Here is a 13,706-nt window from a genome sequence, read left to right on the forward strand (position 1 = left end):
CTGTGTAGGCTGACGGGCTGAGCGGCGCGGTCCGACGCAACGCACGGAATTTCCGGCGCGAGGCCGGTGTCAACTTTCCTGTACGACAATGAAGGGTGCCCCTCATGGACATGGGACAACTCACAAGCATCGTGCCGCTGATCCTTCTGGTCGTGGTGTTCTACTTCCTGCTGATCCGTCCGCAGCGCAAGCGCCAGCAAGAAGCGATCCAGATGCAGAACTCCTTGACGCCCGGTGCCCGGGTCATGACCACGACCGGGCTGTTCGCCACCGTGGTCGCGGTGGACAATGAGGACGTGATCCTCGAGGTCGCGCCCGGGATCGAGACCCGCTGGGTCAAGGCCGCGATCGGCCGCGTCGTCACTCCGGGCGACGCTTCCACGAGCGAGTCGCGCTCCGGCGAGGACGGCGAGGAGGATGACAACGAGTCCGAGGCCACCGTGGAGCGCAACGGCGACCAGGGCTCCAGTACGAAGCAGTCCTGACTAAGCTCTGCGACAAACCTCTATCGAAAGAACTGACGACCAGTGGCCCGACCGACCAGCCGCCACAGCCGACCGGGGCGAACGCTCCTGGTGCTGCTGGCGCTCATCCTCGCCCTGGGCGGGACGATGCTCTTGCAGAAGGCGTTCACGCCCAAGCTGGGGCTCGACCTCGCCGGCGGTACGACGGTGACTCTGTCTCCCGTGACCCAGAACAACGCGGCGCCGCCTGAGGAGATCCTCGACCGCGCGGTCAACATCATCCGCGACCGGGTCAACGGCACAGGCATCTCCGACGCGGAGGTCGCCAAGTCCGGCAGTAACATCATCATCTCGATTCCGGGCGTCGGGCAGAGCGAGGCCATCAAGCTGGTCGCCACCACCGCGGAGCTGCGGTTCCGTCAGGTGCTCGCGATGGAGGCCACGCAGGCGCCGCAGGATCTGGCCACGAACGCGCCGACGCCGAGCGCGTCGGCCTCGCCGAGCCGGTCCGCCACCCCCAAGTCCAGCAAGACCCCCGAGGCGGGCACCCCCAAGCCCGACGCGTCCCCGACGGGCAAAGCGCCGGCGTCCGCGCTGACCGCGCCGACGCCCGCGGCGTCCAGGCAGCCGTCCGACGACCCCGACGACGGGCAAGGCCCGAATAACAGGCAGAGCCCCGACAGCACGCAGAACCCCAAGAAGCAGCAGGACGGCAAGGGCGCCAAGGCCTCCCCGAGCGCGACCCCCACCGGCCAGGCCAGCCCGCCGCCCGCCCAGAACCCGGGCGTCAACACCGCGGGCATCGACCCGGCGGTGCTCGCCCAGTACAACAAGCTCGACTGCGCCGACCCGAAGAACCGCGGCCAGGGCGTCCAGGACGACCCGAAGAAGCAGTACGCCGCCTGCGAGACCGACGGCAGCTTCAAGTACGTGCTCGACGTCGCCAAGGTCGTCGGCACCGACATCGACACCGCCTCGGCCGGCATCCAGCAGGGCACCACCGAGTGGGTCGTCCAGCTCGACTTCAAGAGCCAGGGCGCGGCCGCGTGGAGCAAGCTCACCACGGAGGCCTACAACTCGCAGGAGCCGCGTAACAAGGTCGCGGTCGTGCTCGACGGCGTCGTCATCACCGCCCCCAACATCATCAGCCCGATCCCCGGCGGGCGGGCCGAGATCACCGGCGGTTTCGACCAGATCAGCGCCACCAACCTGGCCGACCAGCTCAAGTACGGCGCGCTGCCGCTGAAGTTCAACCGCAGCTCCATCGACACGGTCTCCTCGAGCCTCGGCCAGGACCAGCTGCAGGGCGGCCTGATCGCGGGCATCATCGGCCTCGCGCTGGTGGTCGTCTACTCGATGCTGTACTACCGGGGCCTCGGCATCGTGGCGGTGCTGAGCCTCGTGGTCGCGACGGTCCTGACGTACACGGCTGTGGTCGTGCTCGGCCACAACGCTAACTTCCGGCTGTCGCTGCCGCACATCATCGGCCTCGTGGTCTCGATCGGCATCACCGCAGACTCGTTCATCGTCTACTTCGAACGCATACGTGACGAGATGAAGGAGGGCCGCCGGTCGCTCCGCGCGGCGGTCGAGGTGGCCTGGGTACGCGCCCGGCGCACGATCCTCATCGCCGACGCCGTCATGTTCATCGCCGCGATCGTGCTCTACTTCCTGGCGGTGGGCGGCGTGGCCGGGTTCGCGTTCGCGATGGGCCTGACCACGCTGATCGACATCGTGGTGGTGTTCCTGTTCACGAAGCCGTTCATCGCCCTGCTGGCGAAGCTGAAGTTCTTCGCCAAGGGCCATCCGCTGTCCGGTCTCGACGCCGAACGCATGAGCGAGGCCGGCACCTCCGGCCACACGACCAAGCCGCAGGAGGCCTGAGATGGGATTGGCGCGCCGCCTCTACCGCGGTGAGATCAACGTCGACTTCGTCGGCAAGTGGCGACTGTGGTACAGCCTGTCCGGCTTCCTGCTGGTCGTCTCGCTGGCCGGGCTGCTGATCAACGGCCTCAACCTGGGCGTGGAGTTCAGGGGCGGCACGGTCTTCTCCTTCAAGGCTCCGACCGCCACCATCGAGCAGGTGCGCCAGGAGTTCACCGATCAGGGCGTGCACCAGCCGATCGTGCAGACGGCGGGCGAGGGCTGGCGGGTCACCACCGAGACCCTCGGGGAGGGCACTCTCACCCAGGTGCAGAGCGCCGTCTCCAAGGAGTTCAACGTCCCCGCCGGCCAGGTCAGCATCCAGTCGATCGGCGCCACCTGGGGCGGTGAGGTCTCCCAGAAGGCCTGGATCGGCCTGGGCGTGTTCATGCTGGCGATCATCCTGTATCTGTCGATGGCGTTCGAGCCGAAGATGGCGTTGTCGGCGATCGTCGCGCTCATCCACGACCTCGTCATCACGGCCGGCATCTACGCCTGGTCCGGCTTCGAGGTCACGCCGGCGACGCTGCTGGGCTTCCTGACCATCCTCGGTTACTCGCTCTACGACGCGGTCGTGGTGTTCGACATGATCAAGGAGGTCACGGCCAAGCTGGGGCACACGTCGAAGCAGACGTACTCGATGGCGGCCAACAACGCGCTCAACCACACGCTGATCCGCTCGCTCAACACCTCGCTGGTCGCGATCCTGCCGGTGGCGGCGATCCTGTTCATCGGCACCACGCTGCTCGGCGCGGGCACGCTGAAGGACCTGTCGCTGGCCCTGTTCGTCGGCATGATCGTCGGCACCTACTCCTCGCTGTGCGTGGCCACGCCGCTGCTGGTGACGCTGAAGGAACGGGAGCCGAAGTACCAGGCCATCGCCAAGAGGCTCGCCTCCACGGGCGGCGGCAAGGGGTCGAAGGGCTCCAAAAGCGCAGCCGTAGCCAAGGGATAGCCGGAGTCGTCCGCACGACGCCCCCGCCCGGGAAAGGGCGGGGGCGTCGTCGTGTGCGAGCGCGATGCACCATCGTGACTCCTCCACTCCCCAGGGGAGTGGCTTCTCGCTTCCCCCGTTGAGGTAGGCGACGGACAAGCCCTGCCCGTTTCGAACACACAGACCATAACAGGGAAGCGAGTCTCCTGCCTGTAAACCCGGTACCCTCGCTGAACCTGATGGAGCGAGGCACACCGCCGGTGGAGAATTGCGAGGAATGTCATGACGGAGCTGAGCACGATGATCCTGGACAAGATCAGGGACGTGCCCGACTACCCCAAGCCGGGCGTGCTGTTCAAGGACATCACCCCGCTCCTGGCCGACCCGGTCGCCATGGCGGCCGTGGTGGAGGAGCTGGCCGGGCTCCACGAGGTCGACAAGATCGTCGGGATCGAGGCGCGTGGCTTCATCCTGGCGGCCCCGGTGGCGTACCGGGCGGCGGCCGGGTTCGTGCCGGTGCGAAAGAAGGGGAAACTGCCTGCCGCGACACTTGAGGAGTCCTACGATCTGGAGTACGGCTCCGCGACCATCGAGGTCCACCGTGACGCCTTCGCGCCCGGAGATCGCGTTCTCGTGGTCGACGACGTGCTGGCGACGGGTGGCACCGCGAAGGCCACCGTGGAGCTCGTGAAGAGGGCCGGAGCCGAGGTCGTCGGCATCGCCGTGCTCATGGAGCTGGCCTTTCTCAAGGGACGGGAACGCCTGTCGGGAGTGGACCTGCACTCCCTCGTGATCGTGTGAGCCCCGGCCCGCGACGGTCCGGGTTCGGCGCCTGGATACACTGGGGGACCTGGACTCGAACGTGAGGAGCCATTGCGTGAGGAGTCTGTGTGCCCCGTGATGTGGTCGTGCCCGACGTAACCGACGCCGGTGGCGCCGAGGCGCCCGGCGTTCCGGCGGTGCGTCGCAGGCGTTTTGGGGGTGGGGCCATGAACCCGGTGCTGGAGCCGTTGTTCCGTACGGTCCGCGCCACCCACCCCAAGGCCGACCTGCGCGTGATCGAGCACGCGTACGACGTCGCCGCCTACCACCACCGCGACCAGAAGCGGAAGTCGGGCGACCCGTACATCACGCACCCGCTGGCCGTCGCCACGATCCTGGCCGAGCTCGGCACCGACGACGAGACCCTGTGCGCCGCGCTGCTGCACGACACGGTGGAGGACACCGCCTACAGCCTCGACGAGCTGCGCGGCGACTTCGGCGACACGATCGCCTCGCTGGTCGACGGCGTGACCAAGCTCGACAAGGTGAAGTTCGGCGACGCGGCGCAGGCCGAGACCGTGCGCAAGATGGTCGTGGCGATGTCCCGCGACATCCGGGTGCTGATCATCAAGCTGGCCGACCGGCTGCACAACATGCGCACCATGCGCTACCTCCCCGAGCACAAGCGCCACCAGAAGTCCCGCGAGACCCTGGAGATCTTCGCCCCGCTGGCCCACCGCCTGGGCATGAACACGATCAAGTGGGAGCTGGAAGACCTCGCCTTCGCGATGCTCTATCCCAAGCGCTACGACGAGATCGCCCGCATGGTCTCGGAGCGCGCGCCGCGCCGCGACCTGTTCCTGCAGGAGGTCATCGAGAAGGTCTCCGGCGACCTGCGCGACGCCAAGATCCGCGCCGTGGTCAAGGGCCGGCCGAAGCACTACTACTCGGTCTACCAGAAGATGATCGCCCGCGACGTGGCGTTCGACGACATCTACGACCTGGTGGGCATCCGCGTCCTGGTCGACAGCGTGCGCGACTGCTACGCGGCGCTCGGCACCATCCACGCCCGGTGGAACCCGGTGCCTGGGCGCTTCAAGGACTACATCGCGATGCCCAAGTTCAACATGTACCAGTCGCTGCACACGACGGTGATCGGTCCCGAGGGCAAGCCGGTGGAGCTGCAGATCCGCACCCACGCGATGCACCACAGGGCCGAATACGGCGTGGCCGCCCACTGGAAGTACAAAGAGGAGGTCGGCACGCCCGGCCCCACGGGCAAGGTCAAGCCGGGCAGCGACATGGCCTGGCTGCGCCAGCTCCTCGACTGGCAGAAGGAGACCTCCGACCCGGGCGAGTTCCTGGAGTCGCTCCGCTTCGACCTGTCGGTCTCCGAGGTCTACGTGTTCACCCCGAAGGGCCAGGTCATCGCCCTGCCGGAGGGGTCCACGCCGGTCGACTTCGCCTACGCCGTGCACACCGAGGTGGGCCACCGCTGCATCGGCGCCCGCGTCAACGGGCGGCTGGTGCCGCTGGAGTCGCGGCTCGGCAACGGCGACACGGTCGAGATCTTCACCTCCAAGTCGCCCGACGCCGGGCCGTCGCGCGACTGGCTGAAGTTCGTCAAGTCGGGGCGGGCCCGTAACAAGATCCGCCAGTGGTTCTCCAAGGAGCGCCGCGAGACCGCGATCGAGGCCGGCAAGGAGGCCATCGGGCGGGCCATGCGCAAGCAGGGCCTGCCGCTGCAGCGGCTGATGTCCACCGAGGCGCTGCTGGCTCTCGCCCGCGACCTGCGCTACCCCGACGTGTCCGCGCTCTACGCGGCCGTGGGGGAGGGGCACATCGCCGCCCAGGCCGTCGTGCAGAAGCTGGTGGCCTCCATCGGCGGCGTCGAGAGCGCCGAGGAGGACATCGCCGAGACCTCCCTGCCCACCCGGCTGCGCGGGCGCCCGCGCGGCGGGGGCGCGGGCGTGGTCGTGGCGGGCGACGCCGACGTGTGGGTACGCCTGTCGAAGTGCTGCACCCCCGTGCCCGGCGACGAGATCGTCGGGTTCGTCACGCGGGGCCACGGCGTGTCGGTGCACCGGGCCGACTGCACCAACGTGCAGCAGCTCAAGTCGCAGCCCGACCGGCTGGTCGAGGTGAGCTGGTCGCCCAGCGACGACAGCGTGTTCCTGGTGGCGATCCAGGTGGAGGCGCTCGACCGGCCCCGCCTGCTGTCCGACGTCACCCGCACGCTCTCCGACCAGCACGTCAACATCCTGAGCGCGTCCGTCACCACCTCGCGCGACCGGGTGGCGATCAGCAAGTTCACGTTCGAGATGGGCGACCCGAAGCACCTGGGCCACGTGCTCAAGGCCGTACGCGGCATCCAGGGCGTGTTCGACGTCTACCGGGTCAGCGGCGCGAGCGGCTGACGAGCAGGCGCGGCGCGGCTCAGCGGGGGCGCAGGTCCGGCAGGTTGACCACCATGGCCTCCTGCGTGCTCCGGGCGATGACGACCACCGCCTCCCGCGACGGGTCCGGGTTCTCCTCGCGATGCGGCACGTACGGCGGGACGAAGACGTAGTCGCCGGGCTCCGTCTCCAGCCGCACCTCCTTGCCGTCCTCCAGGAACACGAACGACGGCGTGCCGCTGACCACGTAGATGGCCGTCTCGGATGCGCCGTGGTGGTGGTCGGAGGAGCGGGTGGCGGGCGCGACGTGGGTCTGGCCCATCCACAGTCGCGCGGACCCCGCCGTGGCGCCGCTGATCGCGGCCAGCCGGCGCATGCCCGAGCTCTGCGCCGTCTCGCCCGAGAGCTCTCGTGAGCGCACGTGACGCAGCGGCTGGTGGAACGGGTCACCCTCGGCCCTGTAGCCCTCCCAGAGGCGTCCTCCGGCGCGCTCCAGCACGTTCGAGGCGACGCCGGCCAGCCGCGCCGAGTCCTCGTGGCAGGCGAGAAGCTGCCCGGCCAGCTCCGGGTCGTGGGCGCGCAGCTCGCGCAGCAGCCACTTGCCGCTTCCCTGCCACCTTTGTCCCAGGCCGAGCGCCATCCTGGCCGTCTCCTGCACCACCTGCCAGCGGATGAACGTCTGCTCGCCCGGGTCCGTGGCGCCCGACAGGTCGTCCAGGAGGTCGGAGAGGGCGTATCTGGCGCGTTCGGCCTGCGAGCTGGTCAGCCCGCCCGGCCCGGCCGCCAGGCGGTCGCTCAGCGCGGCCTGGAGGTCGCTGGCCCGGCCGCTGGTCCGGTCGGCCAGCACCGCGCCGTCGGCGCACATGCGGGCCAGGCTCGGCTGGCGCCTGTCGAAGTCCTTGTCGAGGTAGGCGTGCAGGCTGGTCTCGCTGTGCACGAACAGCTCGACGGGCCACTCGCGCCACCGCAGCGACTCGCGGTAAGGGGTGGGCAGACCGTCGAGCACCACCACGACGTCGAGGTCTGAGGTGCTGGTGCGGTGCTCGGTGAGGGCGCTGCCGCCGACGAAGGCGTACAGGGCGCCCGGGAACATGTCCTCGACGAGGGCACGCGCGGCGCTGACCGGATCCATGCCCGCCAGCCTAGGTCTCCGCCCTCTCCGCCGCCGCCCATTCCGCGCACCGCCCGGGCCTCCTGGGAAGGAGGCGGGCCCGGTGGAGGCCGGTGAGGGCCTCCACCGGGTCAGCTGAACTCGGCGAGCGTGCGCTCGGCCTCCTCCAGCCACGAACGGCGGGCGGTGAGGGCCTCCTCGGCCTCCTTGACGTCCTTGGCGCGACCGGCGGCCTGCGCCTTGGACAGCCGCTTCTCCAGCTGGTCGATCGAGGTGCGCAGCTGGTCGACGGTGCTCTGCGCGCGGGCCCTCGCCTCGGGGTTGGAGCGCTTCCACTCGGCGTCCTCGGCCTTGCGCACGGCCTCGTCCACCTTGCGGAGCCCGCCCTCCAGCCGGTCGCGCTGCTCGCGCGGCACCGGCCCGGCGGCCTCCCAGCGCTCCAGGATGCTGCGCAGCGCCGAGCGGGCCGTGCGGACGTCCGTGACCGGGAGGATCTTCTCGGCCTCGGCCAGCAGCACCTCCTTGACCTCGGCGTTGGCGGCCAGCGAGGCGTCACGCTCGGCGAAGACGGCCGAACGCGCCTGGAAGAACTGGTCCTGGGCGCCCTTGAAACGCGCCCACAGCTCGTCCTCGGCCTCGCGCGAGGCCCGCCCCGCGCTCTTCCACTGCTGCATGAGGTCGCGGTAGACGGCGGCGGTGGGGCCCCAGTCGGTCGAGCCCGCCAGCGCCTCCGCCTCGGCGACGATGCGCTCCTTGGCGGCCCGTACGCCCTCGCGCTGCTCGTCCAGGCCGGCGAAGTACGCCTTGCGCCGCTTGGCGAACGCCGTGCGCGCGGCCGAGAGCCGCTTCCACAGCGCGGCCTCGGTGACCCGGTCGATGCGGTCGGCCGCCTTCCACTCCTCGACGAGCTGGCGCAGCCGTTCGCCACCCGACTTCCAGTGGGTGGTCTCGTCGGCGATGCGCTCGGCCTCGGCGACGATGCGCTCCTTGACCGCCCTGGCCTCGGCGCGCGCGTGCTCGCGCGCGGCCTTGACCTCCTCGCGGCGCTGGGCGACCAGCTCGGTCAGCGTGTCGAGCCGGGCCGTCAGCGCGTCGAGGTCGCCGATGGCGTGGGCGTCGGCCACCGCCTCGCGCAGCTTGACGATGCTCGCCTCGGCCTGGGCCGGAGCCAGGTCGGTGCCCCTGACGCGCTGCTCGAGGAGCTGCACCTGACCGGCCAGCTCGTCGTACTTGCGATGGAAGTAGGCCAGTGCCTCTTCGGGTTCACCGGCCTGCCAGGAGCCGACGGCCCGCTCTCCCTCAGCCGTACGCACGTAGACGGTGCCGTCGTCGTCTACCCGGCCCCACGGGTCGGTGCTCACCGTGTCCTCCCGCACTATCCATCAGACCCTTCGGGACTACTTCGTCCCTAGTTTGTATTACGTCAGCTCTTGCCGGCGATTGTCACGTCTTTGATTTGGACGGATTCCTTCGGTGCTCCCGTCCCGTCCCCCATGTCGGCGATGACGCCTGCTTTGCTCACCTTGTCCAGGATGTCGAGCCCCTTGGTGATCGTACCCACCGGCGTGTAATCCGGGGTGAGTTGGATGTCTCCGAAAACCAGGAAGAACTGGCTGCCGGTGGAGCCCGGGGCCGACGTCTTGGCCATGGCCATCACGCCGCGCTTGTACGTGGCGCCCTCGAGGTTCTCCTCGGCCATGACGTAGCCGGGGCCGCCGGAGCCGTCCTGGCTCTTGCCGTCGGCCTTGGCCGTCGGGTCGCCGCACTGCAGCATCGGGAACTGGGCGCTGCCGAGCCGGTGGCACTTGCTGCCGTCGTAGTAGTTCTTCTTGGCCAGGAACTCCAGCGAGTTGGTCGTGCAGGGCGCCTTGGCGTTGTCGAGCTCGACCACGATGTCGCCGAGGTTGGTCTCCAGCGTCATCTTCTTCTTCGCCGGCGTGGTCTTGACCTTGGCCGGCGGCATGCCGACATCTTTGACCTGGCCTGACGCGTCCTTGACGTAGTCGCAGGTGCCGGTGGCCGCGTCGTACGGCTTGGGCCCCGCGCTCGGCGCCGCCGTGGCGGTGTCGGCGGCCGACGCCGTGGGCGCGGAGGCCGCCTCGGTGCCCGCGTCATTTCCGCCCAGCATCGCGACGGCGGTCACGATGCCGCCGACCACGATCACGACGCCCACCGTGGAGCCGATGATCGCCGTGCGCTTGGCCTTCTGCTCGCGCTCGATGCGGCGCTGCATCTGCCGCTCGTAGTGCTCACGCGCCAGCTGCTTCTGCCGGTCCTTCCCCGTGGCCACCGCTTTGCCTCCCATAGTCAATCAACTGAGGTGGGCGAATCGTATCGGCCAACGGGTAATGATTCGCAGCCCGGCGACCCGCACCGGTACCCTTCGGTTACATTCCCATTGGATTTTCGACGAGATCACCTGAGGCAGATGCTCATCGCCGGCTTCCCCGCAGGGGCCTTCCAGACCAATTGTTACGTTGTCGCGCCCGCGGCCGGCGAGGAATGCGTGATCGTCGATCCAGGCCAGGACGCCACGGAAGGCGTCGACGAGCTGCTGCGCGAGCACCGGCTCAAGCCGGTCGCCGTCCTGCTCACCCACGGCCACCTCGACCACGTCTGGTCGGTCGCCCCGGTGTGCGGCGCGCGCGACGTCCCCGCGTGGATCCACCCCGACGACCGTCACCTGCTCAGCGACCCGGCCGCCGGCTGGTCAGGACCGACCGGCGCGATGTTCGCCGGGCTGGAGCTGAGCGAGCCCGACGACGTGCGCGAGCTGTCCGACGGCGCCGTGCTGACGCTCGCCGGCCTGGAGCTCACGGTCGACCACACGCCCGGCCATACCAGGGGGTCGGTGAGCTTCCGGCTGCCCGAAGACGAGATCATGTTCTCGGGCGACCTGCTGTTCGCCGGCTCCATCGGCCGCACCGACCTTCCCGGCGGCGACTACGCGACCATCCTGAGCAGCCTGGCTACCAAGTGTCTGCCGCTGCCTGACGATACGGTCGTCCTGCCGGGCCACGGACCACAGACGACGATCGGCCGCGAGCGCGCCAGCAATCCATACCTGAAAGAGGCGGCGCCGCAGGCCGGTCCCACACGAGGGATCTAATGAGCTTCCAAGCACCTAAAGGGGTCAAGGAATACGTTCCGCCGCAGGCCTCGACGTTCTCCGCGATCCGCGCGGCGTTCGCCGAGACGGCCAGGCGCGCCGGATACTCCTACCTGGAGACCGCCGTCTTCGAGGACACCCAGCTGTTCGCCCGCGGCGTAGGCGAGTCCACCGACGTCGTCAGCAAGGAGATGTACACCTTCACCGACCGCGGCGGCAGGTCGCTGACGCTGCGCCCGGAGTTCACCGCCGGCGTGCTGCGCGCGGTCCTCGAATACGGCCTGCACCGCGGCCAGCTGCCGGTGAAGGTCTGGGCCAACGGGCCCGTCTTCCGCGCGGAGGCGCCCCAGGAGGGCCGCTACCGGCAGTTCTACCAGCTCGACCTGGAGGCCATCGGCAGCGAGGACCCTGCGGTCGACGCCGAGACCATCGCGCTGGCCTGGCAGTGGTACTCCGCGCTCGGCCTGACCCGGGTGCGGCTGCTGCTCAACTCCCTGGGCTGCAAGGAGTGCCGCCCGATCTACCGGGCCAGGCTGCAGGAGTTCCTGCGCGGGCTCGACCTCGACGAGGCCACCAGGGCCCGGATCGAGATCAATCCGTTGCGGGTGCTCGACGACCGGCGTCCCGAGGTGCGCGCGCAGCTGGAGAACGCGCCGCTCATCGGCGACCACCTGTGCGCTGACTGCAAGGCCTACCACGACCGGGTCAAGCAGCTCCTGGCCGACCTGGACATCCCGTGGGAGGACTCACCGAAGCTGGTGCGCGGCCTCGACTACTACACCCGCACCACGTTCGAGTTCGACCACCCGCTGCTGGGCGCGCAGTCCGGCATCGGCGGCGGCGGCCGCTACGACGGGCTCTCCGAGGCGATCGGCGGGCCGCCGCTGCCCGGCATCGGCTTCGGGCTCGGGCTCGACCGCACCGTCCTGGCCCTGGAGCGCGAAGGCGTTCAGCTCGACACCCCGCCGCGCTGCGAGGTGTACGGTGTGGCGCTGGGCGACGAGGCGGCGCGGGCCATGTTCAGGCTCCTGAGCGAGCTGCGCGCGGCCGGCGTCGCCGCCGACATGGCCTTCGGCGGCAAGGGGCTCAAGGGGGCGATGAAGGGGGCCGACCGTTCCGGCGCCCGCTTCGCGCTGATCCTCGGCGAGCGCGACCTGGCGGCCGAGGCCGTGCAAGTGAAGGACCTGACCACCGCTGACCAGACCGAGGTGCCGCTGGCCCAGGTCGTGGACGTTCTGAAAGGGAAACTTCAGTGATCCGCACGCATCAGGCCGGGTCGCTCCGCGAGGAGCACGCCGGGCAGCAGGTGACGCTCGCAGGATGGGTGGCCCGCCGCCGCGACCACGGCGGCGTGGTCTTCATCGACCTGCGCGACGCCTCCGGCTCGGCGCAGGTGGTCTTCCGTGAGGAGGACCACGCCCACGACCTGCGCGCCGAATACTGCGTGCAGGTCGTCGGCCAGGTCAGGGTCCGCCCCGAGGGCAACGAGAACCCCGACCTGCCCACCGGCGCCATCGAGGTGGTGGCCGAGCGGGTCGAGGTGCTGAGCGAGGCCGCGCCGCTGCCGTTCCCCATCGAGGGCAACGTGGGGGTCTCGGAGGAGGCCCGGCTGAAGTACCGCTACCTCGACATCCGCCGCCAGCAGGTGGCCGACGCGATGCGCACCCGCTCCAAGGCCACCTACCTCGCCAACGAGGTGATGCACGAGCTGGGCTTCGTCTACGTCGAGACGCCCACCCTGACCCGCTCCACGCCCGAGGGCGCGCGCGACTTCCTGGTCCCGGTGCGGCTGCAGCCCGGCAACTGGTACGCCCTGCCCCAGTCGCCCCAGCTGTTCAAGCAGCTCCTCCAGGTCGCCGGCCTGGAGCGCTACTACCAGCTGGCCAAGTGCTACCGCGACGAGGACCTGCGGGCCGACCGGCAGCCGGAGTTCACCCAGATCGACGTCGAGATGTCGTTCGTCGACCAGGAGGACGTCATCGAGGTCGGCGAGAAGCTGATCGGCCGGCTCTGGAAGGAGATCGCCGGCTACGAGCTGCCGACGCCGCTGCCGCGCATGACGTACGCCGACGCCATGGCCCGCTACGGCTCCGACAAGCCCGACCTGCGCTTCGGCCAGGAGCTGGTCGAGATGACCGGCTACTTCGCCGACACCTCCTTCCGCGTCTTCCAGGCCGAGTACGTCGGCGCCGTCGTCATGCCGGGCGGCGCCTCCCAGACCCGCAAGGAGCTCGACGGCTGGCAGGAGTGGGCGCGCAGCCGCGGCGCCCGCGGCCTGGCCTACGTCCTCGTCCAGGCTGACGGGACGCTGGGCGGCCCCGTCGCCAAGAACCTCTCCGAGGAGGAGCTGTCCGGGCTGGCCGCCAAGGTCGGCGCCGAGCCCGGCGACGCGATCTTCTTCGCGGCCGGGCCGCGGCACGCCTCCCGCGAGCTGCTCGGCGCGGCCCGCCTGGAGATCGGCCGCCGCTGCGAGCTGATCGACGAGTCCGCGTGGGCGTTCCTGTGGGTGGTCGACGCCCCCATGTTCGAGCCCGTGCACGACGAGGTGGGCCGCGAGATCGGGTGGACGGCCGTGCACCACCCGTTCACCGGCCCCAAGCCGGAGTGGGCCGACACCTTCCAGGACCACCCGGGCGAGGCGCTGGCGTACGCGTACGACATGGTCTGCAACGGCATGGAGATCGGCGGCGGCTCGATCCGTATCCACCGGGCCGAGATGCAGCAGCGCGTGTTCGACGTGCTCGGCATCTCCAAGGAGGAGGCCGAGAGCAAGTTCGGCTTCCTGCTGGAGGCGTTCAAGTACGGGCCCCCGCCGCACGGCGGCATCGCCTACGGCTGGGACCGCATCTGCATGCTGCTGTCCGGCGGCGAGTCGATCCGCGACGTGATCGCGTTCCCGAAGACCGCCTCCGGCTTCGACCCGCTGACCGGTGCGCCCACGGCGATCACGGCCGAGCAGCGCAAGGAGGCGGGCGTCGACGCCCGCCCCAAGGCCGAGGCCTAGCGC

Annotated in this window: 11 protein-coding genes; 8 read left to right on the forward strand and 3 right to left on the reverse strand. The window is 69.8% G+C overall.

Annotated elements, in window-relative coordinates; all coding sequences use genetic code 11:
• Window positions 1–110: 110 nt before the first annotated feature.
• From yajC to FH608_RS23395, 5 genes are all read left to right on the forward strand, one after another.
• On the forward strand, window positions 111–485 hold the full coding sequence (yajC, locus tag FH608_RS23375; protein ID WP_226899805.1) for a preprotein translocase subunit YajC: 375 nt from the start codon (window positions 111–113) through the stop codon (window positions 483–485).
• Window positions 486–527: 42 nt separating this feature from the next.
• A complete protein-coding gene (gene secD, locus FH608_RS23380; RefSeq protein WP_226899806.1) occupies window positions 528–2,348 on the forward strand; it encodes a protein translocase subunit SecD in 1,821 nt (606 codons plus the stop codon).
• Between the two features lies 1 nt (window position 2,349).
• Window positions 2,350–3,342, forward strand: coding sequence for a protein translocase subunit SecF (secF, locus tag FH608_RS23385; protein ID WP_139632689.1), 993 nt, complete (start codon window positions 2,350–2,352; stop codon window positions 3,340–3,342).
• A gap of 261 nt (window positions 3,343–3,603) precedes the next feature.
• Window positions 3,604–4,122, forward strand: coding sequence for an adenine phosphoribosyltransferase (locus FH608_RS23390; protein ID WP_139632690.1), 519 nt, complete (start codon window positions 3,604–3,606; stop codon window positions 4,120–4,122).
• Window positions 4,123–4,310: 188 nt separating this feature from the next.
• Complete coding sequence (locus FH608_RS23395) at window positions 4,311–6,500, forward strand: RelA/SpoT family protein (RefSeq protein WP_226899807.1); 2,190 nt, start codon at window positions 4,311–4,313, stop codon at window positions 6,498–6,500.
• A 19-nt stretch (window positions 6,501–6,519) separates the two neighbouring features.
• Here the strand turns inward: FH608_RS23395 and FH608_RS52900 are convergent, their stop codons facing one another.
• The 3 genes from FH608_RS52900 to FH608_RS23415 all read right to left on the reverse strand — a co-directional run bounded on the left by FH608_RS52900 (window position 6,520) and on the right by FH608_RS23415 (window position 9,880).
• A complete protein-coding gene (locus FH608_RS52900; RefSeq protein ID WP_226899808.1) occupies window positions 6,520–7,611 on the reverse strand; it encodes a cupin domain-containing protein in 1,092 nt (363 codons plus the stop codon).
• Between the two features lie 110 nt (window positions 7,612–7,721).
• Window positions 7,722–8,951: a DUF349 domain-containing protein gene (locus tag FH608_RS23410; protein ID WP_139632692.1), complete on the reverse strand. Its 1,230-nt coding sequence runs from the start codon at window positions 8,949–8,951 to the stop codon at window positions 7,722–7,724.
• Between the two features lie 62 nt (window positions 8,952–9,013).
• Complete coding sequence (locus FH608_RS23415) at window positions 9,014–9,880, reverse strand: peptidylprolyl isomerase (RefSeq protein ID WP_317135577.1); 867 nt, start codon at window positions 9,878–9,880, stop codon at window positions 9,014–9,016.
• Between the two features lie 138 nt (window positions 9,881–10,018).
• Here FH608_RS23415 and FH608_RS23420 point away from each other — a divergent pair, with 138 nt between their 5' ends.
• Genes FH608_RS23420 through aspS form a run of 3 tightly spaced genes read left to right on the forward strand, consistent with a single transcriptional unit; the run spans window position 10,019 to window position 13,703 of the window.
• On the forward strand, window positions 10,019–10,699 hold the full coding sequence (locus FH608_RS23420) for an MBL fold metallo-hydrolase (RefSeq protein WP_139632694.1): 681 nt from the start codon (window positions 10,019–10,021) through the stop codon (window positions 10,697–10,699).
• Window positions 10,699–11,955, forward strand: coding sequence for a histidine--tRNA ligase (hisS, locus tag FH608_RS23425; RefSeq protein ID WP_139632695.1), 1,257 nt, complete (start codon window positions 10,699–10,701; stop codon window positions 11,953–11,955). Before FH608_RS23420 ends, hisS begins: the two co-directional genes overlap by 1 nt.
• Window positions 11,952–13,703, forward strand: coding sequence for an aspartate--tRNA ligase (gene aspS, locus FH608_RS23430; RefSeq protein WP_139632696.1), 1,752 nt, complete (start codon window positions 11,952–11,954; stop codon window positions 13,701–13,703). Before hisS ends, aspS begins: the two co-directional genes overlap by 4 nt.
• Window positions 13,704–13,706: the final 3 nt, after the last annotated feature.

This window comes from Nonomuraea phyllanthi, assembly GCF_006334985.2.
GTDB classification, from domain to species: domain Bacteria; phylum Actinomycetota; class Actinomycetes; order Streptosporangiales; family Streptosporangiaceae; genus Nonomuraea; species Nonomuraea phyllanthi.